Consider the following 22,776-nt stretch of genomic DNA (forward strand, 5'->3'; position numbering starts at 1 on the left):
CGTGCGTACACGCACTGTTGGCTTCGAACATCTGTCGGGTAAATATCGCGCTCACCTGCACTGGTTATCAATGGTGCATGCGCTGCACCGTGTTTGGAACCGGATACCTGGGAGCCACCCACGCCGCCTGCATGGCGGAGCTGGGTCACGACGTCCTCGGCGTCGATATCGATCCCGGAAAAGTGGCGAAGCTCTCCTCCGGCGAGGTCCCGATCTACGAGCCCGGCCTCGCGGACGTTCTGCGCCGGAACATCGACGCCGGCCGACTGCACTTCACCACGTCGTACCGCGAGGCCGCAGAGTTCGCGGACCTCCACTTCCTCGGTGTCGGCACCCCGCAGAAGAAGGGGGAGTACGGCGCGGACCTGCGGCACGTGCACTCGGTGATCGACACCCTCGCGCCGATGCTCGACCGTCCCGCCGTCATCGTCGGCAAGTCGACCGTTCCCGTCGGGACGGCGGCCGATCTGGGTGCCCGGGCCCGCGCGCTGGCGCCGGCGGGGGACGCCGTGGAGGTGGCGTGGAACCCGGAGTTCCTCCGGGAGGGCTTCGCCGTCGAGGACACCCTGCACCCCGACCGGATGGTGCTCGGGGTGGACCGCCTGCACCCCGGACGCGCGGAGGCCGAGTTGCGTGAGCTGTACGCCCGGCTGCTCGGTGAGGACATTCCGTTCCTGGTCACCGACCTCGCCACCGCGAAACTGGTGAAGGTCTCGGCCAACGCGTTCCTCGCCACCAAGATCTCCTTCATCAACGCCATCTCCGAGGTGTGCGAGGCCACCGGCGCCGACGTCACCCAACTCGCCGACGCCCTCGGCTACGACGCGCGGATCGGCCGCAGGTTCCTCAACGCCGGTCTCGGCTTCGGCGGCGGCTGCCTGCCCAAGGACATCCGGGCGTTCATGGCCCGGGCCGGTGAGCTGGGTGCGAACCAGGCACTGCACTTCCTGCGGGAGGTCGACAGCATCAACATGCGCCGACGCACCCGGATGGTGGAGTTGGCGGCGCAGGCCTGCGGAGGGTCACTGCTCGGCGCCAACGTGGCCGTCCTCGGCGCCGCGTTCAAACCGGAATCCGACGACGTCCGCGACTCCCCGGCACTCAACGTCGCGGGAATGATGCAGCTGCACGGGGCCGTCGTCAGCGTCTACGACCCGAAGGCCCTCGACAACTCCCGAAGGCTGTTCCCGACGCTGAACTACGCGACGTCGGCGGTCGAGGCCTGCGACAACGCGGACGCCGTCCTGCTGCTCACCGAATGGGCGGAGTTCGCCGCCCTGAAACCGGAGGATCTGAACGGCGTGGTGCGTGCGCGGGTGATGGTCGACGGCCGCAACTGCCTCGACGCCGAGGACTGGCGCACCGCCGGGTGGGTCTATCGGGGCCTCGGGAGGGGATAGCGGCGCCGAGTACGGAACCCCGCGATAGCGGATTTGACGATCTCCACCACCATCAGCATCGGCGGACGGTAGCGTCAGCCCCAATCGCAACGGAGGGCTGGGCGATGTCGAAAGCATGTCACGGATCCCTACTCGTACTCCTCGCTGCCGTGATCTGCGTGCTCGGCGCCGCGCCCGCGCACGCGGCGGAAGTCCCGACCCTGCCGGGGCCTCCGCAATCCGACCCCGGCACCGCGATCGCGTACGCGAAGCACCATCCGTATTCCGCGCCGCCCGGTGCCAACGACTTCTCGTGCCGCCCCGATCCCGCACATCCCCGCCCCGTGATTCTCGTGCACGGAAGCGACGGCAGCGCCTATGCGAACTGGGCCGGGCTGAGCCCGAAACTGAAGGCCGCCGGTTACTGTGTGTTCGCCGTCAACTACGGGCAGAAACCGGGGACCGAACACTTCGGGATGCAGACGATGACCCAGGGGTCAGCCGAACTTCAGGTGTTCGTCGACGAGGTGCTGTCCGCAACCGGTGCGGACGAGGTCGACCTGATCGGTCACTCGCAGGGCGCGACGGTGGCCCGGTACTACGTCAACCGGCTCGGTGGAGCCTCGAAGGTGCACCGCTGGATCGGTCTGGCGTCGCCCACCTACGGGGGAACTTTCTTCGGGATCGCGACGGCGGTGACGTCCGTTCCCGGGGGCACCGATCTGATCGAAGGGATCGGTTCGGAGGCGCTCGCCGAGCAGGTACAGGGATCGCCGTTCCTCACGGCGCTCAATGCCGGTGGTGACACCGTGCCCGGCGTCGAATACACCACGATCGGGACGCGCTACGACGAGGTCATTCAGCCGTACACCAACGTCGCGCTGCACGACCCCGGTGCCACCAACATCCTCGTCCAGGACCTGTGCCCGCTGGATCAGACCGGACATTTCAACCTGCCCTACGACCCGTTCTCCCAGCAACTCGTACTCAACACCCTCGATCCCACCCACGCGGTCGTGCCGCCGTGCACGTTCGTGCCGCTGGGCACCGGCATCGCGGGAGTGATCATCGCGAGCAACTTCTGAGTTGCCTACCGCCGAACGGTGGCCCGGTTGCCGTGTCGGACCGCTTCGCTAGACTGCGCGCCATGGAGTGGGGGGATTCCGGATCGAACCCGTGCACAGTCGAGTCAGGCGGCCCATGAGTTCGGTTCTAGGTGTGTCGGTCGGTGCGAGCGCTGTGCGTTTGGCACGACCCGACTCCGTGAACCGTGACGACGCCGCGAGCCGGCACGTCCCCGATTTCCGGGCCCAGGTCGTCGCCGCAGGCCGCGACCTGCCGGAGGAACTGGCCGCCGAATCGATCGGCGTCGTCCTCGCGGGGGCACCCGACGCCGGGCAGGTGCACGCCACCGGTGTCGCCTACCGCGACGAAGCGCAGGCGGGAGCCGTCCAGGCGGCGATGGCCCGGCAGCAACTCGCCAACTACCAACTCGTCACCGAGGTCTCGGCCGCGCTGAAATTCCTCGAAGTCTCGGGAGCCCTGGGCGGCCACGCGACGCTGGTGTTCTACGACCTGGGCAGCTCCGGGCTCACTGTCAGCGTCGTCGACCGGGCGACGGGTGAGGTGGTCGAGACGGTCCGCACCGACACGGTGAGCGGCGACGTCTTCGACCGGATGGTTCGGGCCAACCAGTTGGAGAACAACCGCATCGAGGCGCCCCGCGACGCGGCCGCGAGCCAGGCACTCGACCTCCGCTGTCGTGAGGCGAAGGAGCGGCTCTCCACCGGCGGCGCCGTCGCCGTGCCCGGCGAGGGTGGACTGCTGCTGTTGTCGCGCGACGTCTTCGACGGGCTGATCGGTGTCACCGTCGAATCGTCGGCACGCCTCGCCCGCGACGTGATCACGTGGTCGGGGCGGACCCCGGATGCCGTGGTGCTCACCGGTGGCGGTGCGCGCATCCCACTCGTGCGCACGGTGCTGCAGTCGTGGCTCGGGTTGCCGGTCATCGTTCCCGACGATCCCGAACTCGTTGCGGCACAAGGTGCTGCGCTGCTCGCCCAGGCTGTGGTGCCGCCGGCCGTCGAGGTTGCCCGAGTCCTCCCGCCGCCGCAGTACACGCCTGAGTCGAACGCCTTCCGGCACGCTTCGACCGCAGTGGTCGCGCGCAGCGGTGCGCCGTCGAGTACCCCGTCGTGGCTGCGCGCCGCGGCGCCGCCGCCGAGCCAGCAGGTGGCCAAAATCCAGATCCGTGGTGCCGCACTGGCGGGCACCGCGCTCGCCGTGGTGGCGGTCATCGGCCTCGGTCTTGGGTACGGCCAGAACCTGTGGGCGCGCACCGAGGGGTCATCGCAGCCGGTGACCACGCAACTCGTCACCGAACCGCCGGTCGTCACCGAGATGGCCACACCGTCACCGACGACGCCCTCGCCGCCTCCGACGTCCGAGACCGTCGAGGCGCCCGTGCAGACGGCGTCGCAGATCCGGATTCCCGAGGCGGAACCTGCACCGCCCCCGCCTCCGCCCGCACCGATATTTCCCGGTCTGCCGCAGATCCAACTGCCGCCGTTCCAACTGCCCGAACTCCCCAGGTTCCCTGGAACCTAGACATCCGGCGCGACCCGGCTGCCGATTCGAGGTGCCGGGTCCCACCCCGCGGGCCTACGATGGGAATGGTTCCGGCGTAGAGAGGATGTGTGCAGTGACTGCAAATCCCGCGGAGTTCCACAGCACTCCCAACGTTTCCCCGTCTTCGGCGGCCGCGCCGGTAGAGACACGACGGCTCGTGGCGTATACGAAGCCGATCCTGAAGATGTTTCCGCCCACCAGCGAACATGCGGCCAAGGTGACGATGCTGACCGTCTACGCGCTGATGGTCATCGCCATCATTTTCATCGTCCTCCGGGAGGTCGGACTCTTCAGCTAGCGGTCTACCCACTACCTGGAATGACGGCCACCCCGTGACGGCCTGACCGCGGGCGTGTTGCCGCTGGGACCCGCGCCGATCGGGCGTGCCAGCATCACAGCGATCGCGGTTGTCAGCGGCACCGACAACGCCAACGCGATGCCGCCGACCGCCGACCGCACGATCTCGATGGCCACGGCGTCGCTGAGCAGCACGTCCTGGATCGACCGGCCCGCCACACTGAACAGCAACAGCAGCGGCAGCGCCCCGCCGGCATACGCGAGGACGAGGGTGTACACGGTGCTGGCGATGTGATCGCGGCCCACGCGCATCGCGGAACCGAAGATCTGGCGCCTCGACGCGTCCGGGTCGAGCGACGCCAGTTCGAACGCCGACGCCGCCTGCGTGATGGTGACGTCGTTGAGCACACCCAGCGAGCCGATGATAAAACCGGCCAGCAGCAGTCCGGTGATGCTGACGTGCTGGATGTACGTCTGGACGTTGGTGTTCTGTTCCTCGGACAGCCCGGTCAGGCGCGTCATCTCGATGGTGGCGTAGGAGAGGACCGCCGCCAGAGCCATCGACGCGAGGGTGCCCAGCAACGCCGAACTGGTGCGCAGCGAGACGCCGTGCGCGAGATACAGCACGGCATACAGGATGACGGCGCCGGAGACGAGAGCCACCGGGATCGCCGGTTGCCCGTCCAGCAGGGCTGGGAGCGTGAACAGCACGAGCACCCCGAACGAGACGACGATGCCGACGAGCGCCCGGAACCCGCGCCACCGCGCGACCGCGATCACGACGGCGGCGAACGCGAGTGCGATGAGGGTGACGGGCAGACCGCGGGCGTAGTCCTCGAACGAGTACTCCGTCGTGCCGTTCACATCCGTCTGGCGGGACAGCCGGATGCGCTCGCCCACCCGGAGGTCGGGCTGGCCGGGGCCCGGAATGATCTCGAGCAGTGTCTGGGTGCCGGAGTTGGGACCGGACTCGATGTCGACGACGCTGCGCTGACATTCGTAGGCACCCGCGGGCGGGGGCAGCGGCGCGCCGGTGAACGCGCGCCCGGCCGACGGACTACCGCAGTCGCCGATGTTCTGCATGGTGACCGTGCCCGACTCCGTGACGACAGCGCCGCCCTGGGCGCTCTGAAACGGCTGTTCGACGTCGACGCTCGGCTTGCCGGGCCACAACGCGATTGCGCCGATGAGGACCGCGACACCGATGGCGACGAGGAGCCCGACCACCACCTTGGCGGCGACGGGTCCCATCGGGGCCGGCCCGTCGCTGTGGCCGTGGCCGTGTCCGTGGAATTCGCTCATCGTCCGCGCTGCGTCGGCTGCTGGGGGGATTGTCTCCGCACGCACGACAGGGTAGCCGGAAGCGCACCGGGGGCGCTGTGACGGAAGTGGCGTGCGGTGCCGGTGTTGCCGTCCTGTCCGGTGCGTATTGCTCTCGTATCGCTTATATGTCGCCAGTGTGATTAGATATCGGAGGACGGCACGCAGCAGCTAATTTGCAGCGAACGCCGAACTTCACGCAAAGGTGGTCCGGAACTCCGAACGAGGGGTGTGTTCCGCGGACTACAAGCCGCTGCGTGGAGAGAAGTGCCGAGCTGGGTGGCGGGGTACAGGGGGGGTTGACCCCGCCACCAACCTGGCGCCCACAGGGGGGGGGAGGGGCGACAGGTGCTCGCGGCACTCGAGGTGCCGGTTGCCAATCTACCGACACGGTGGGGGTATTCGTCAACTGGGTAGGTGAAATCTGCCACCGTGTCGTGACCTGGAGTCCGACGGCTTAGGATTATCGCCGTTCGGAGGTGTTCCCAGTGCGAATCTCGCGGCCGTCGCGATCCAGAAACCACCTTCGCCGGATCATGGCGGAGATGGGTATTCCCATGCCCTGGACCAGGGATCAGCTCGTCGACAGTGTGGCGAGCCGTCGTGGACGGCCCATCGAGTTGATTTCCGTCGACCGGTCACTCATTGCGGGAGGTCACTTCGGCCTCTGGCTCTCGCGAGCCGACGACGACGTGATTCTGTATCCCGGCGGGACGTCGGACGTGCACGCCACTCACATCATCTGCCACGAGATTGCTCACATGGAATTAGGGCACGATCGCGAGGCGATCGGCGAGATCTCGGAACCTGCACAGTTGCCGCGGAGGGGCATTCCTGGCGTCGACACAGCGGGTGTCGTGAAGGTGTTCGGGCGGTCCAACTACTCGAGCGATCAGGAATACGAGGCGGAGCTACTGGCTACGCTCATCATGGCCGGTCGTCGAGCCGACGGTAGCGAGCACCACAGCGATGCTCGCACCGCTCGGATGCTCGGAAGCTTCTAACGCGTGCACATGCCGCCCGCCTTCGTCGTCTGGCCCGTGCTCGCCCTGATATGGGGCGTGGCTTTGGTGCGTTTCGCAGTCCTCCGTTCGACACTCGCCGAACACAGGATGAATGCAGCGCTCACCTTCGCCGCCCTCTCGGTCACGCTGCCACAGCCAGGAGTTCGTGAGCTCGCCAGCTCATGGCTGGGTCGCGGGGCCGCTACCTCGGCCAGCAATATCTGCATCATGCTGATGGCGGCGTCCCTGCTGAGCTTGTTCTCGACGTGGGCACTGGGACCTGATCGGATGCCGAGAATCCACAGCATTGCCCTCATTGCGATGGCGGTGCCCTCGATGGCGCTGATCTTTCTGAGCGGTCCCGCTCGAGAAGCGAATGTGTCCATCGAGAAGGGTGCCGCGTGGTACTTCGCCGCGTATTGCATCACCTATTCGATCCCGCTTTTCAGCGCGTGCGTATTGATCACCTGGATAGCGGCAAAAAGTATCCGCCGCGCCTCACGGGGGCGCGAACGCCGCATCTTCGTTGCTGTTCTGGCGCTGGCATTTGTGGAGGCGATGGACATGGCGCTCATAGCGGCGGCTGGTGTTCTCAATGTCGTCCGGGAGGGCAACGGATTCACAGAAGTACGCGCCGAGTCGGGGCTGCTGGTCCGCCTGATCGCAGTATCGGTAGGCACACTTATCGCGGCGGGGCCGGCCGTCCGGGTGCTCGGTCACCGGTGGCGGTCGCGGCGGGTCATTCGCCGGCTGCAGCCGATGTGGCGGACCCTGACGGGCGCGGTCCCCGAAGTGGTCCTGGAACTGCGGCCGGCCGACCGCCGGGCGCTGTCCGTCCGCGGCCGCCTGGACCGGATGAGCGTCGAGATCCGCGACGCGATCATGATCCTCGACCGGCACGTCGTGTTCGAACTCGGCGACCACACCGGCATCGCACCGCCCGTGGTCACGGCGGCGCGACTGCACCTCGCGTGCCTGGCCCGCAGCGCCGGTCACCGGGCACACGGCACGGGCGGGACGACGCACCGGTTCGCGACCGACGTCGGCGGCGAACCCTGGGAACTGGCACGGCTGGCCGACCACTGGAAGGACGGCGAGCAGACGGCGGCCGCGCTGTGGGCGCGGCGCCTCCCGCAGTTCGGCGGGCCCGAGGACCCGTCGGCGCGCGTCCCCGCTCAGGTCTGACGGGGGTCCGGCGACGCGACCGGCAACGGGCCGTGGCTCCGCCGCAGATTCTCCAGCAGCGGGATCAGCGATTCCATCTCGGCGGTGGTCGGCTCCGCGTTCGCGTCGAGCGATCTCATCGACAGGTGCCGCACCCCCGCCTCGCGGACCGCGATCTTGAACCGGACCAGGGTGTCGTAGTCGTGGTAGCCGTCGGCCGCGAGGTACTGCTCGGGGGCGTGGAAATGCTGCGCGACCGCCCGCAGGACGTCGGGCTCCGGAGGCTCGTGATCGTTCCTGCGCAGAGACTCGATCTCGGACGGCGCGACGGGGCGGCCGAGGATCCGCGACACCCCCGCGGCGACCGTGTCCTCGCCCGGTTCGGGACCGTCGAGATCGTGGGCGAGGGAGAACAGGCGGTTGACCCGCACCGACAACGGCACCCCGTTCATGCGGTCACCTCCGCGTCTCCGCTGCGTTCAGGATCGTCGGTGGCGACGAGTTTCACCGCGTCCTCCCATCGGCGCCAGAAACGCTCCCGGGTGGCCGCGTCGAGATCCTCCCCCCGGCCGTAGAGGAAACGGCGATACCGCGCCTCCTCCAGTTCGCGAGGGTCGGTGACGGTCGACGGCTCCTCCAGGAGGTGGCCGAACGCGAACTCCACCAGCGGCTGGCGGGGTCCGGCAGGTCCTCCGTTGACTTCCAGCAACCGCGTCACGTAAGCGCCGGTGATCTTCGAGACCACACGGCTCAGTTCACCTGCCGCCTCGACCAGACCCGGAACCTCGGGGTGCGCCACGCTCAGCCTCGTGAGCTGGGTGTGCGGCCCCAGGATCTCGATGATCGTGTCCAGATCCAGCGGAATCTCCGACGGTCCGAGCGTCAGCGGACGCGACGACGGCGCCCGCTCGTCCCCGTCGAGCGCCTCGAGGGGAGTCGGGTGACCGCCGTCGAGGGTGCGGGCCGCGCTGCCCGGCGCCCACCGCAGCGCGACGTCTAGTTTGCGGAGCGTCTCGATGCTCGGATCCGGGCCGGTCCCGTTCTCGGCGCGTGTCTGAGCTGCGTCGGACGGGCCACCGGCGGCCGTGACCTGGTCCTGTGTGAGGTTCAGCAAACGCCGTCGCCGGTGGACGAATTGTCCGAAACGCGCGCGGGTGCTGGTGACCATTGTTTTCCCCCAGGAGACACGCAAGCGACGCGCGTGTCGCTTGCTGTGTCTCGATCCTACTGCTTGTAGCTGGTGAGGAAATTACCGAACCGCTCGATGGCGACAGCGAGATCCCGTGCCCACGGCAGCGTCACGATCCGGAGGTGGTCGTGGTCCGGCCAGTTGAAACCGGTGCCCTGCACCATCAGGATCTTCTCCTGCAGCAGCAGGTCCTGGACCAGCTTCTCGTCGTCGTAGATCTCGTAGACGTTCGGGTCCAGACGCGGGAACGCGTACAGCGCGCCCTTCGGCTTCACACACGAGACACCCGGGATCATGTTCAGGCGTTCCCACGCCACGTCACGCTGCTCGAGCAGCCGGCCACCCGGCAGGATCAGGTCTTCGATGCTCTGGTGCCCGCCGAGCGCCACCTGGATGGCGTGCTGACCGGGCACGTTCGGGCACAGCCGCGTCGACGCCAGCAGGTCGAGACCCTCCAGGAAACCGGCGGCGTGCTCCTTCGGGCCGGTGATGGCCACCCAGCCGGACCGGTAACCCGCGACGCGGTACGCCTTCGACAGGCCGTTGAACGTCAGGCACAGCAGATCCGGGGCCAGCGTCGCCAGCGAGATGTGCTTGGCGTCGTCGTAGAGGATCTTGTCGTAGATCTCGTCCGCGAGAAGCAGCAGCTGATGCTTGCGCGCCAGGTCGACGAGCTGCTGCAGCACCTCCATCGAGTACACCGCACCCGTCGGATTGTTCGGGTTGATGACGAGCAGGGCCTTGGTCTTGTCGGTGATCTTGGACTCGATGTCCGCGATGTCCGGGTTCCAGTCGTTGCCCTCGTCGCACAGGTAGTGCACCGGGGTACCGCCGGCGAGGCTCGTCATCGCCGTCCACAGCGGGTAGTCCGGCGCCGGGATCAGCACCTCGTCGCCGTTGTCGAGGAGCGCCTGCATCGTCATCGTGATGAGCTCGGACACGCCGTTGCCCAGGTAGATGTCGTCGACGTCGAGTTCGGGGAATCCGGCGACCAGTTCGTAGCGGGTGACGATCGCGCGGCGCGCCGACAGGATGCCCTTGGACTCGGAGTACCCCTGCGCGTACGGGAGCGCGGCGATCATGTCGCGCATGATCACGTCGGGCGCGTCGAAACCGAACGGCGCGGGGTTGCCGATGTTGAGCTTGAGGATCCGGTGTCCCTCCGCCTCCAGCCGGGCGGCGTGGGCATGGACCGGTCCACGAATCTCGTAGAGCACGTTCTGGAGCTTGGTGGACTGCTCCAGCTTGCGATGCGGCATGCGGTGGTGGCCGTGGTCTGGGTTGCTCACGACGGTCATTCTCCCACTCCCGGGCAACCCGATTTCTACTGGTGGGTATCGGGCCGCCGTCGTGTCGTCGAAACCCGCCGCCCGCGCAGGTGCCCGACGTACCCTCGAGAGGGGGTCGTGTTCACCGCGCCCGGAGGGAATGACCCCACATGTCAGCACCGGTAACCCGTCGTCCCGGCCCCGTCGATATCGCGCACCACAGCCATCTCGTCGGGGTGTTCGAGCCGCAGCGGGAGGAGGTCGACGTCCGGGACCTCGAGGTGATCGGCGAACTGCCCGCCGATCTGCACGGCGCCTATCTGCGCAACGGTCCCAATCCGCGGTTCGACCCGATCGGCACCTACGTGTATCCGCTCGACGGTGACGGAATGGTTCACCGGGTCGAATTGGCCGACGGCGCGGCCCGGTACACCAACCGGTTCGTCCGCACGCCCATGGTGACGGCGGAAGAGAAGGCCGGGCACGTCATCTGGGCCGGGGTCACCGACCTCTACACGCCGACCGAGGACGAAGTGGGGCCCGAACTGGCCGGCACGTCCCGGGAACTGCCCGACATCAACATCGTCCGGCACGGCGGACGACTCCTCGCGATGGCCGAGACCACGCTGCCGTTCCGCCTCGACCCGGCCGACCTGAGCACGCTCGGGCGGGACAACTGCGACGGCGCCATGAGCGTGGGCAGCACCGCGCACCCCAAGATCGACCCGGTCAACGGGCAGATGGTCCTGTTCAATTACATGTTGGAGCCCCCGTATCTGACGTGGTCGGTGGCGAATCCCGACGGCTCGGTCGCGCGGACCCCGACGGCGGTCGAGGGCGTCGACACACCGCTGATGATCCACGACATGGCGCTGACAGAGCGGTACATCGTGCTGATGCTGTGCCCGCTGGTGTTCGACATCGCCGCGGTGCTGACCGGCGGGTCCGTGCTGGACTGGCGGCCGGAGGACGGCACGCGTATCGCGCTGATTCCCCGCGACGGCGGTCCGGTGCGGTGGACGACGCACGACGCGTACTGGGTGTGGCACTTCGCGAACGCGTTCGACCTGCCCGACGGGAGGGTGAGCGTCGACTACGTGGAGTGGACGTATCCCGGTGGATTCGCGAAGGCTCCGGCGCCGTCCCTCGGCTCGCTGGTCCGCGCCGTCGTCGACCCCGGCAGTGGACGGGTGACACGAGAGGTGGTGTGCGACCGCGACGTCGAGTTCCCACGGGTCGACGACCGGGAACTGACCAGGGGGCACCGCACCGTGGCGACGGTCGGCAAACTCGACCGCAGCCAGGGACGGCAGGATTCGCTGTGGTTCTTCGACACCGCCCGCGGCACCGAGACGCACTGGGACCCGGGCAGCGTGTCGGTGGGCGAACCGATCTTCATGCCCGGCGCCGAGCACGAGTACTGGGGGATGATCGGCACCGACCGCAGCGACCTGACGTCCTGGTTCTTCGTGCTGCCCGCCGACGACCCCGGGTCGGGGCCGATCGGGAAGGTGCGACTACCGATTCGGGTTCCGGCGGGCCTTCACGGCGCGTGGCTGCCAGCGGAGTAGCGGGCGGCGGAATATCCTCGGCGGATGACCTCTGCGCCCTACGGTTCCTGGCCCTCTCCGATCGCGGCGGCGGACCTCGCCTCCAGCGGCCACGCCGTCGAGGGTGGCCGGTACGTGGGCGACGACGTGTGGTGGTCGGAACTACGACCCAGCGAAGGCGGGCGGGTCGCGGTGCGGCGGCTCGGCCTCGACGACGAGCCGGAAGACATTCTGCCCGCGCCGTGGAACGCCCGCACCCGCGTCCACGAGTACGGCGGCGGCGGCTGGACCGTCACCGACGCCGGCCACCTGGTGTTCGCCGAGTTCAGCGACCAGCGCCTGTACCTGCTGGAAGGCGGGACCCCGGTGCCGCTGACACCGGAGCCGCCGCAGCCCTGCTCGCTGCGGTACGGCGACCTGTCGGTGGTCGACGGCGAGGTGTGGGCGGTCCGCGAAACGCACGACACCGAGGGCGGCGTGTCCCGCGACATCTGCGTCGTCCCGCTGGACGGGTCGGCGGCCGAAGACCCGCATCGGGTGCGGTCCGTCGTCGCCGGCTCGGACTTCCTGGCCAATCCGCGGCTGTCCCCGGACCGCAGACACCTCGCGTGGATCGCGTGGGACCACCCCCAGATGCCGTGGGACGGCACCGAGCTCAGGGTCGTGGCCGTCGAGGGCGGCCGCGTCAACGGGAAGGTGCGGACACTTCTCGGCGGTACCGAGGAATCGGTGCTGCAACCGGAATGGGCCGGGCCCACCGAGCTGTACACGATCAGCGACCGCAGCGGCTGGTGGAATCTGTACCGGGTGGGCATCGACGACCCCGCGCCGGTGGCGTTGTGCCCGATGGACGCCGACTTCGGCGGTGCCCTGTGGATGCTCGGCGGCCGCTGGCACACCCGCCGCGACGACGGCTCACTGCTGACCGTGCGGACGTTCGGCACCGACACCCTCGCCGTGCTCGATCCGGCGACCGGTTCGCTGGTGGACATCCCGCTGGACGGGCACACCAGCATCGGGCTCGGGGATCGTAACGGTAACCGGATCCTGCTGCTCACCGGCGGCGCCCAGACCCCGGCGGGCCTGCGCGAACTCGACCTCGACACCGGTGAACTCCGCACCGTCCGGCTGTCCGTCACCGAACTGCCCGAGGCGGCGTACCTCCCCGAAGCCCGGCAGCTGACATTCCAGGGTGCCGAACGCGAAGTGCACGCGATCGCCTACCCGCCGCGGCACCCGCGGTACCGGGGCGAGGACGGCGAACTGCCGCCGTACGTGGCGTTCGTGCACGGCGGGCCGACGTCGCGGGTCGCGCCGTCGCTGAATCCCGTGTTCGCGTTCTTCACCAGCCGCGGCATCGGTGTCGTCGACGTGAACTACGGCGGGTCCACCGGGTACGGGCGCGAATACCGCAACCGGCTGCGGGGCCAGTGGGGGGTCGTCGACGTCGAGGACGTGGTGACCGCGGTGACCGGCCTGGCCGAGGCGGGGATGGCGGACCCCCGCCGGCTGGCGATCGAAGGCGGATCCGCCGGCGGCTGGACCGTGCTCGCGGCACTGACGACGTCGGACGTGTTCGCCTGCGGTGCCTCCTACTTCGGTGTGGCCGAACTCGACGGTTTCGTGAAGGAGACGCACGACTTCGAGTCCCGGTACATCGACGGTCTGATCGGACCGCTGCCCGAGGCCGCCGACCTCTACGCCGAGCGGGCGCCGCTCAACAACGTCGCCGGGCTGAACTGCCCGGTGCTGCTGCTGCAGGGGCTCGACGATCCGATCGTGCCGCCGTCGCAGGCGGAACGGTTCCGGGATGCGCTCGTGGAGAAGGGAATTCCGCACGCCTACCTCGAGTACGAGGGGGAGTCGCACGGATTCCGGAAGCTGGCCACCCTCATCAGCTCCCGTAACGCCGAACTCTCCTTCTACGGGCAGGTACTGGGATTCGAGCCGCCGGACATTCCGCGACTCGAACTGTGGCGGCCGGCCAACGGCTGACCGTCCACCCGGAACCTGAAGCGTTTGATGCACAAAAAAAACCGTCCGTTGTGCTCTCCTCTGATCGCCGAGATTTAGAGACCGCGGGGTCTGAACGGAGCAAGGTCTCGCGTCGGCTGCTGGGGCGCGCGTAGCGTCGGAGAGACGAGTCGATAGCCGCAACTGAGTGACATGGGTGTTCCCTTCGCGCGCTTCAGTGTCGATATATGGATTGCCGAGGGCCGAGGGTGTCATCGCTGGACGATTTCGATACGAATTCGGTCCCTTCGGACACGGTGATGGCGAATGTCGTAGCGCCGTCCGAGTTGTTCCCACTCTCCGCCGCTCAACGTGGAATGTGGTTCGCCCAGCACCTGCTGGGCGACGTTCCGATCGTCATCGCTCAGTACGTCGAGGTCGGTATCGCCGATCTCGACATCGGCCTGCTCGCGCGGATCGGACCCGCCGCGCTCCGGGAACTCGGTACCGGACTGCTCCGGATCGTCGAGTGGGACGGTGAGCCGCTCCAGACGGTCGACGAGTCGCTCGGCTTCGAGATGACACACCTCGACTTCCGTTCCGACCCCGATCCGCGGGCTGCGGCGCACGCGTGGATGCGCGCCGAATGCGGCAACCCGATCGATCTCCTCCATGATCGGCTGATCCGCTCGGCCATGTTGCGTGTCGCCGACGACTGCTACTTCTGGTACTCGCGAATTCACCACATTGCCCTCGACGGCTTCGGCGCCATGACGTTCATGAACCGCGCCGCGGAGCTGTACACCGCGGCTGTCGAGGGTCGGACGCCGGCCGAGTTCACCGCGAGTGGATTGCGGGAGGTCGTCGAAGAAGAGGCGCGCTACCGCACCTCGAGCCGGTTCGAGACGGACCGCAAGTACTGGGCCGAACGCAGCCTCGATCTTCCACCGACGATCAGCCTCGCCGGGCGAGCGGCCGAGATCGGCGCGCAGTCGCTGGTGAGCAGCGCACCGCTGTCCGCCGCTACGACAGCCGCACTGCAGAATCTGACCGATCGGGAACCCGGGGCGACGTTCGCGACAGCCGCGGTGGCTGCCGTCGCTGCATTCCTGTCCCGCCTGACCGGCCAGGACGACGTGGTGTTGAGCTTGCCGGTCTCGGCACGCACCACCTCCCGGTTGCGCCGCTCGGGCGGCATGATCTCCAACGTCCTCCCGATCCGACTCTCGGTCGGGGAGGAAACGACCTCCGTCGACTTGATGAGATGCACGCAACTGGCGCTCACCGGAGCGCTACGTCACCAGAGGTACCGGCACGAGGACATACGACGGGATGCGGGCATCCTGGGTGGTCGTCGCGGCTTTTTCGGGCCGTCGATCAACATCATGATGTTCCACGACGAGATTCGGCTCGGTCCGTCGATCGGCCGGCTCCACGTGCTGACCACCGGTCCGGTGGAGGACCTCGCAGTGAACATCTATCCCGGTGTCGCAGGCGACGTGGCGCAGGTCGACTTCGAGGCCAACCCTAATCTGTACACCGAACAGGAACTGCACGGTCACCATGCCCGGTTCCTCGAATTCTTCGCCGCCTTCGCCGCGTCGGCCGCCACCGACCGCATCGCCGCTCTCGACGTGCTGCACGCCGACGAACGCGCGGATCTCGTGCCGTGTCGCGGTCCGCGGGCAGAGCCGGCGCGGCTCCTCCCCGACTTGCTGGCCGACGGCGTTGCGACCTCACCGGACGCAGTCGCGATTCGGGCGGCGGGACGGGCGATCACCTACCGCGAGCTGGACCAGCGATCCAATCAACTGGCGCGACTGCTGATCGAATCGGGGGCCGGACCGGAAACCTTCGTCGCGCTGAGTCTTCCCCGGTCGGCAGAGTCACTCGTCGCGTTCTGGGCGGTCGCCAAGACCGGGGCCGCTTTCGTGCCTGTCGATCCGAAGCTGCCACCCGAGCGAGTCGCGCACATGCTGTCCGATTCGGGGGCACTGGTGGGGCTCACACTGCACGAACTGCGTGCAACACTGCCCGACGGCATTCACTGGCTCGTCCTCGACGACGACGAGGTGCGCGCCCGGTGCGACCGGGAGCGGAGCGCCGCGATCGGCGACGTGGATCGTCGCGCCCCGCTGTCGGTCCACCACCCCGCGTACATGATCTACACATCGGGATCGACAGGGCTTCCGAAAGGGGTCGTCGTCACCCACAGCGGTCTGTCGAACTTCGCGGCCGGCGCCCGCCCGGAACTCGGCATTCACCACGAATCGCGGATGCTGCGGTTCTCGTCGGCCAGTTTCGATGCCTCGGTATTCGAGATGATCCAGGCGTTCAGCGCCGGTGCCACGATGGTTGTCACCCCGCCCGAGGTGCACGGTGGAACCGACCTCGTCGACCTGCTGAGCGAACAGCGCGTGACCCACATCATCACGGCTCCGACGGTGATGAACACAGTCGACCCGCGTGGGCTCGAACATCTCGAGGCGGTGGTGGTGGGCGGGGACGTGTGCACCCCCGACCTGGTGGAGCGCTTCGGGCAGGTGTGCCGCCTCACCAACAGTTACGGGCCGACCGAGACGACCATCATCATCACCGCAGGTGAGCCGCTGACGCCGGGCGATCCGATTACCATCGGCAGGCCGATCCAGGGGGCGAGCGTCGTGGTGCTCGACCGCAAGCTCCGTGCCGTGCCCGTGGGGGTGGTGGGTGAGCTCTACCTCGCCGGCCCCGGAATCGCACGTGGCTATCACCATCGGCACGGGCTGACGGCGAACCGATTCGTGGCCAACCCCTTCGGTGAGCCGGGGTCTCGGCTCTACCGCACCGGTGACGAGGTGCGCTGGGTGCGGTCGTCGCAGGGAACCGAGGCAGGCAACTACACGCTCGAGTTCATCGGCCGGTCCGACACCCAGGTCAAGATCCGTGGCTTCCGCATCGAGCTCGGCGAGATCGACGCGGCACTGCTCGCCCAGGACGGCGTCAACTTCGCGGCGACGGTGGTTCATCGGACGGCGAGCGGCACGACGGCGCTGGTCTCGTACGTGCGTCTCGACACCGGTCGTGAATTCGATCCGGTCGCGATTGTCGAGGGTGTCGCCGAAATCGTGCCGTCCCACATGATCCCGTCGGTAGTGATGTCGCTCGAACACGTGCCGGTGACGGCGGCAGGCAAACTCGACCGGAGTGCACTGCCTCAACCGCACTTCGGGTCAGCTGAACACGAGTTCCGCGCCGCGTCGACACCGGCGGAGGAGCTGCTCTCGGGTCTCGTCACCGAGGCGCTCGGCCTCGACCGGGTGAGTGTGGACGACAGTCTCTTCGCGCTCGGCGGCGACAGCATCGTCGCGATGCAGATCGCCGCCCGAGCCAGGGAGCTCGGTCTCAGCTTCAGTGCGCGGGCGGTGTTCGAGCACAAGACGATCGCCGCAATCGCCGCAGTGGCGGTGCCGGTGGAGGCGGCAACGGCGGTCGTCCTCGAGGAGCTCGAGGGCGGCGGCGTCGGGCGTATCCCGCCGACGCCGATCATGTGCTCGATGCTCGAGCGCGGCCCTTTCGACGATTACTTCCAGGCGCTCCTGCTGACTTTGCCGTCAGATGTCGATTCGGATCGGTTGAGTGCGACGCTCGCGGCGGTGCTCGATCACCACGATGCTCTGCGCTCGAAGTTCGTCCCCGACGGCGACGGTACCTGGGCGTTCGAGACGACGGCCGTCGGCAGCGTGCCGGCGGGCGATCGGATTTCGAGGGTCGTCACGGCGGCGGCACCCGGGAGCCGTGCGTTCACCGACGTGGTGAGCGTCGAGTGTGCGGCGGCTGCGGCGCGCCTGGACCCGGCGAGCGGGGTCATGCTTCAGCTGGTGTGGTGTGTCTCCGAATCTGCCGGTGCACCAGGCCGACTGCTGATTCTCGCGCACCACCTGGTGGTGGACGGTGTGTCGTGGCGCGTGCTGTTGCCGGACCTCGCGACGGCGTGGCTGCAGCTGAGTGCGGGGCAGACGCCGACGCTGGCCCCGGTGGGCACGTCGTTCCGCCGCTGGGCGTATGGACTGCAGGACGCGGCAGATCGAGGAGCTCACAGAGACGAGTTGCCCTATTGGCGAGAGGTTCTCAGCGGCCCCGACCCACAGATCGGCACACGTCCGATCGCGCCCGCGATCGACACGATGCGCACGACCGAGCGGGTACACATCGACGTGAATTCCGCCGTGACCGATGCGGTGCTCGCTCGACTTCCTGATGTGTTCGGCTGCGGCGTCAACGACGGGCTCCTGTCGGCACTGGCGATGGCGGTCGTGCAGTGGCGACACTCGCACGGGGTCGACGAACGTTCGGTGTTGCTGACGTTGGAAGGCCATGGGCGCGAGGAGGAGGCCGTGGCCGGTGCGGATCCTGCACGTACCGTCGGTTGGTTCACCAGTGCCTTCCCGGTCCGGCTCGAACTGCCGGCCGTCGATCTCGGCGGGGCGTTCGAGGGTGCACATGCTGCCGGTGTCGTGATCAAGACCGTCAAGGAACAGCTCGTCGCGGTGCCTGCCCGTGGCATCGGATTCGGATTGCTTCGGCATCTCGACGAGAGCGCAAGGTCGATTCTCGGGGGTCTTCCGGAGCCGCAGATCAGCTTCAACTACCTGGGCCGCGTGGGCGTGCAACACCTCGGCGAGTTGCAGGATCTGGGCTGGATGCCGGACCCCGAGTCACCGGACCTGATCACAGCGAGTGGATCCGGCATGGCGGTGGCTGCGGTGATCGACATCAACGCGATGGTGGTCGACAGCCCCGAGGGGCCCCGGTTGACGGCATCGTTCGCATATCCGACCGGGGTGATCCGCGACTCCGACGTCGCCGCCCTCGCGGATCTGTGGCGAAGCGCCCTCGACGGTCTTGCCGCGCACACTGTTCAGCCCGTCGCGGGTGGTCTGACACCGTCCGATTGCCCGCTGGTCACGGTGAGCCAGAGTCGGATCGAGTGTTGGGAACACTCGTATCCGGGGCTGCGAGAGATCTGGTCGCTGTCCCCGTTGCAATCCGGTCTGCTGTTCCACTCGACGCTCGCCGCCGATTCACTGGACATCTACACCGCGCAACTGCGCATCGACCTCGAGGGCGCGGTCGACTCGGCGCGGTTGCGCCGTGCTGCCGCCGGCGTGCTCGCACACCACGCCAATCTGCGTGCCGCATTCGAGTACAACGAGCACGGAGTCCCGGCGCAGTTGGTTGTCGACAGGGTGGACGTGCCGTGGCGTGAGGTGGATCTGACCGGGTACGGGTCGAGGGCCGGAGAGGAACTCGAGCGTCTCCTCGACGACGACCGTGTCGCCCGATTCGACCTCGCCCGACCTCCGCTGGTGCGCCTGCTGTTGATTCGCACTGCACCCGAGCGTCACGTGCTGGCACTGACCAACCACCACATCATCCTCGACGGATGGTCGATGCCACTGCTGGTGCGCGAGTTACTGGTCCGCTATGCCGCGGACGGCGCTCCCGCCCTCCCGGAACCGCGGCCGTACAGCGCCTACCTGGAATGGGTGGCGACACGCGACCGAGACGAATCCCTGAGGGCCTGGGAACGCGCGCTGGAGGGGTTCGACGAGCCGACACTGCTGGCACCGCATGCGTCCTCCGAACAGCACGGCGTTCCGGGTGAGCTCGACATCGCACTACCCGCGGCCCTCATCGATGCGCTCGACGCGGTGGTGGCGCGCCACGGAGTCACCATGAACACCGTGGTCCAGGCGGCGTGGGGAATACTGCTGTCCCGGTTGCTCTCCCGTCGCGACGTGGTGTTCGGTGCCACCGTGTCGGGTCGTCCGCCGCAGCTGTCCGGTGTCGAGGGCATGCTGGGGCTTTTCATCAACACCGTGCCCGTGCGGATGCGGATGGACCCGGACGAGACGTGTGCGCAGCTGCTCACACGCCTCCAGGGTGAGCAGGTTTCCCTGCTCGATCACCATTACCTCGGACTCGGCGACATCCAGGCGCGCATGGGTCTGGGCAACCTGTTCGACACGCTGTCGGTGTTCGAGTCGTACCCCGTCGACAAGTCCGGATTCGACGAGCACACCGACATCGCGGGAATGCGAGTGACCGCTCTCGATGCGCGTGACGCCACGCACTACCCGATCACACTGCTGTCGATCCTCGAACCCCGATTGCGGTTGAGCCTGCGTTACCGGCGCGGAATTTTCGATCGCGATACCGTCACGACACTCGCGGCGCGCGTGATCGGGATTCTCGAGACCATCGCGCGCGACGCGGACACACCGGTCGGCGACGTCGACGTTTTTGTTCCGAAGGAACGGGAGCTGGTGGTCGACACGTGGAATGCGACGGAGCACCACGTGCCTCGACTCACTCTCGCCGAGCTGTTCGACGCGCAGGTGGCTCACACGCCCGACGCCCCAGCCGTCGTGTTCGAGGGGGCCGTGTCGACGTACGCACAGTTCGACGCTCGCGCGAATCAGCTGGCGCGGTTCCTGATCAACGGCGGCGTGGGCCCCGAATCGCTCGTGGGTGTAGCGGTGCGACGGTCGGTGGATCTGCTGGTGGGAATCTATGCCGTGATCAAGGCCGGCGGTGCGTACGTCCCGATAGACCCGGACCAGCCGGCCGAGCGGATCGCGTACATCGCGGCCACTGCCGGTCCGGTCGTCGTTCTCACCACCACCGCGGATCGGGTGACGCTGCCCACCGAGGTTCCGGCGGTCGACCTCGACACCCTCGACCTGTCGGGGCTGTCCGATGACCCCGTCCGAGAGCGGGACCGGTTGGGGCCGTTGCATGCCCGAAGCCCTGCGTATGTCATCTTCACCTCCGGCTCCACGGGCAGACCCAAGGGTGTGGCAGTACCGCACGAGGGCATCGTCAACCGGCTGCTGTGGATGCAGAATCGGTACCCGCTCAGCGGCGACGACGTGGTTCTCCAGAAGACCCCCGCGACCTTCGACGTGTCGGTGTGGGAGTTGTTCTGGCCGTTGCAGACCGGCGCGCGGCTGGTGATCGCCGAGCCGGACGGGCACCGTGATCCCGCCTATCTCGAGCGGGTGATCCGCGAAGAATCCGTGACCACGGTGCATTTCGTGCCGTCGATGCTCGCGGTGTTCCTGGCCGGGGCACACGTCGACGGGTGCCCTTCGTTGCGCCGGGTGTTCACCAGTGGTGAGGCGCTGCCTCCTGTGACGGCGGCGGATCTGCACCGGATGAGCGGGGCGGAGCTGCACAACCTGTACGGTCCCACCGAAGCAGCGGTGGACGTGACCCACTACGAGACCGGGCCGGACGAGTCCACCGTGCCGATCGGAGCGCCGGTCTGGAACACCCAGACGTATGTGCTCGACGGACGCCTGGGTCCCGTCCCCGTCGGGGTAGCGGGGGAGTTGTATCTCGGCGGGATCCAACTCGCCCGCGGATACCAGGCCCGGCCGGATCTGACGGCGAACAGGTTCGTCGCGAACCCCTTCGTGGCCGCGGGAAATGCGCGAGACGGTAGTCGGCTGTACCGCACCGGTGACCTTGTTCGGTGGCTCCCGACCGGGCACCTCGAATATTTGGGCCGCACGGACTTCCAGGTCAAGCTCCGCGGCCAGCGCATCGAACTCGGGGAGATCGAGGCGGCGCTGCTCCGGCACGAAGATGTCGCACAGGCGGCGGCACTGGCCCGCAATGACGGGTCCACCGGCGACTACCTCGCCGGATACGTGGTGCCTGCGCCCGGAAGATCCCCGGACGAGCGGGCGCTACTCGACGCGGCCGCAACGGTGCTTCCCCGGTACATGGTGCCGTCGGCGCTGGTCGTGCTCGCGGAACTGCCGTTGACTGCGAACGGCAAACTCGACCGCAAGGCACTGCCGGTCCCGGAGTTCGCGAGTTCCGCACAGTTCGTCCCGCCCGGCACCCCGACCGAGTACGTCCTCGCGGAGATTCTCGCGGACGTACTCGGCGTCTCGCGGATCGGTATGTCGGACAATTTCTTCGATCTCGGCGGCAACTCCCTCACCGCGACTCGTGTGGTGGCCCGGATCAACGCTGAGCTCGGCACCGGGTTGAACGTGCGGTCGCTGTTCGAGGCGCCCACCGTGGGGGTTCTGGCCGCCGTCGTCGACCGGTCGCACGCCGGTGCGGGACCGCGCCCCGCACTCGTGTCCGGCCCGAGGCCGGACAGGCTTCCCCTGTCCCTGGCTCAGACTCGAGTGTGGTTCTTCAATCGGTTCGACCCCACGTCGAGTGCCTACAATGTCGCGGCGGCACTGCGGCTGTCCGGCTCCCTCGACGTCGAGGCGCTCCGCCGGGCCGCCGCGGACATCGTCGAACGGCACGAATCGCTGCGGACGATGTTTCCCGAATCCCCTGACGGCCCCTATCAGCTGGTGCTGCCGGTCGATCACGCCGCGACCGATGATCTGGTCGATGTTGTGCCCGGCGTCGCCCCGGCCGACGCTCTGGATACACGGATCCGGGAAGCGGTGGCACGCGGATTCGACGTGACCACACACATCCCGATCGCCCTCACATTGTTGCGGTGCGAGGCGCCCGACGAACACGTGCTGGTGATGGTGGTGCACCACATCAGCATCGACGGGTGGTCGATTCAGGTACTCGCCCGCGACCTGGTGCACGCCTATTCCACGCGTACAGCCGGCGACGCACCGTCGTGGACCCCGCTGCCGGTGCAGTATGCGGACTACACCCTGTGGCAACGAGACGTTCTCGGCTCCGAGGACGATCCCACGTCGCTGATGTCGCAGCAGCTCGAGTACTGGGTGGATGCGCTGTCGGGTCTGCCGGACGTGCTGGCTCTGCCGCTTGATCGGCCACGTCCGGCGGTGCGGTCGGGGGTGGGTGCGAGTATCGACTTCACGGTGCCGACGGCGACGGTGGCGCGTCTCGCGGCGCTGGCCCGCGAGCAGAGTGCGACGCCGTTCATGGTGGTGCATGCGGCGTTGGCGGTGCTGTTGGCGAAGTTGAGCGGGTCGACCGATATCGCGATCGGGACGCCGGGCGCGGGCCGGGGGGGTGCGGGGTGGG

The 22,776-nt window shown here is 67.9% G+C and carries 13 protein-coding genes; 9 read left to right on the forward strand and 4 right to left on the reverse strand.

Going from position 1 to position 22,776, the window contains the following annotated elements; translation table 11 throughout:
- The first annotated feature begins 77 nt into the window (after window positions 1-77).
- The 4 genes from MLGJGCBP_RS15180 (at window position 78) to MLGJGCBP_RS15195 (ending at window position 4,305) form a co-directional block, all read left to right on the forward strand.
- On the forward strand, window positions 78-1,400 hold the full coding sequence (locus MLGJGCBP_RS15180) for a UDP-glucose dehydrogenase family protein (protein WP_160096589.1): 1,323 nt from the start codon (window positions 78-80) through the stop codon (window positions 1,398-1,400).
- Between the two features lie 104 nt (window positions 1,401-1,504).
- On the forward strand, window positions 1,505-2,464 hold the full coding sequence (locus tag MLGJGCBP_RS15185) for an esterase/lipase family protein (RefSeq protein WP_160096591.1): 960 nt from the start codon (window positions 1,505-1,507) through the stop codon (window positions 2,462-2,464).
- Window positions 2,465-2,579: 115 nt separating this feature from the next.
- Complete coding sequence (locus MLGJGCBP_RS15190) at window positions 2,580-3,986, forward strand: Hsp70 family protein (protein ID WP_201453068.1); 1,407 nt, start codon at window positions 2,580-2,582, stop codon at window positions 3,984-3,986.
- An 85-nt stretch (window positions 3,987-4,071) separates the two neighbouring features.
- Window positions 4,072-4,305: a hypothetical protein gene (locus MLGJGCBP_RS15195; RefSeq protein ID WP_236581105.1), complete on the forward strand. Its 234-nt coding sequence runs from the start codon at window positions 4,072-4,074 to the stop codon at window positions 4,303-4,305.
- A gap of 11 nt (window positions 4,306-4,316) precedes the next feature.
- Here the strand turns inward: MLGJGCBP_RS15195 and MLGJGCBP_RS15200 are convergent, their stop codons facing one another.
- Window positions 4,317-5,606 carry a YibE/F family protein gene (locus MLGJGCBP_RS15200; protein WP_160096595.1) on the reverse strand — a complete coding sequence of 430 codons (1,290 nt, stop codon included), beginning with the start codon at window positions 5,604-5,606 and terminating at the stop codon, window positions 4,317-4,319.
- A 575-nt stretch (window positions 5,607-6,181) separates the two neighbouring features.
- Between MLGJGCBP_RS15200 and MLGJGCBP_RS15205 the strand changes: the two genes are divergently transcribed.
- Both MLGJGCBP_RS15205 and MLGJGCBP_RS15210 read left to right on the forward strand, forming a co-directional pair.
- Window positions 6,182-6,628 (forward strand): hypothetical protein, encoded by a 447-nt coding sequence (locus MLGJGCBP_RS15205; protein ID WP_236581106.1) that lies wholly within the window; start codon window positions 6,182-6,184, stop codon window positions 6,626-6,628.
- 9 nt (window positions 6,629-6,637) lie between these two features.
- Complete coding sequence (locus tag MLGJGCBP_RS15210; protein WP_328799518.1) at window positions 6,638-7,813, forward strand: MAB_1171c family putative transporter; 1,176 nt, start codon at window positions 6,638-6,640, stop codon at window positions 7,811-7,813.
- On the opposite strand, the gene MLGJGCBP_RS15215 is transcribed toward MLGJGCBP_RS15210, so the two are convergent.
- Genes MLGJGCBP_RS15215 through MLGJGCBP_RS15225 form a run of 3 tightly spaced genes read right to left on the reverse strand, consistent with a single transcriptional unit; the run spans window position 7,804 to window position 10,279 of the window.
- The gene (locus MLGJGCBP_RS15215) at window positions 7,804-8,244 is read right to left on the reverse strand and encodes a hypothetical protein (protein ID WP_087561845.1); all 441 of its coding nucleotides are present in this window, start codon (window positions 8,242-8,244) and stop codon (window positions 7,804-7,806) included. The two genes, MLGJGCBP_RS15210 and MLGJGCBP_RS15215, sit on opposite strands and share 10 nt — an antisense overlap.
- Complete coding sequence (locus tag MLGJGCBP_RS15220) at window positions 8,241-8,960, reverse strand: helix-turn-helix domain-containing protein (protein ID WP_124395729.1); 720 nt, start codon at window positions 8,958-8,960, stop codon at window positions 8,241-8,243. Before MLGJGCBP_RS15220 ends, MLGJGCBP_RS15215 begins: the two co-directional genes overlap by 4 nt.
- Before the next feature lie 56 nt (window positions 8,961-9,016).
- A complete protein-coding gene (locus tag MLGJGCBP_RS15225) occupies window positions 9,017-10,279 on the reverse strand; it encodes a pyridoxal phosphate-dependent aminotransferase (protein WP_005253480.1) in 1,263 nt (420 codons plus the stop codon).
- A gap of 140 nt (window positions 10,280-10,419) precedes the next feature.
- Between MLGJGCBP_RS15225 and MLGJGCBP_RS15230 the strand changes: the two genes are divergently transcribed.
- The 3 genes from MLGJGCBP_RS15230 to MLGJGCBP_RS15240 all read left to right on the forward strand — a co-directional run.
- Complete coding sequence (locus MLGJGCBP_RS15230; protein WP_160096601.1) at window positions 10,420-11,820, forward strand: carotenoid oxygenase family protein; 1,401 nt, start codon at window positions 10,420-10,422, stop codon at window positions 11,818-11,820.
- Window positions 11,821-11,844: 24 nt separating this feature from the next.
- Window positions 11,845-13,794 (forward strand): S9 family peptidase, encoded by a 1,950-nt coding sequence (locus MLGJGCBP_RS15235; protein WP_160096603.1) that lies wholly within the window; start codon window positions 11,845-11,847, stop codon window positions 13,792-13,794.
- Between the two features lie 206 nt (window positions 13,795-14,000).
- Window positions 14,001-22,776: non-ribosomal peptide synthetase (locus tag MLGJGCBP_RS15240; RefSeq protein WP_160096605.1), on the forward strand; the 8,776-nt coding region annotated here is incomplete at its 3' end.

This window comes from Rhodococcus sp. T7 (genome assembly GCF_009872365.1).
Lineage (GTDB): Bacteria > Actinomycetota > Actinomycetes > Mycobacteriales > Mycobacteriaceae > Rhodococcus_F.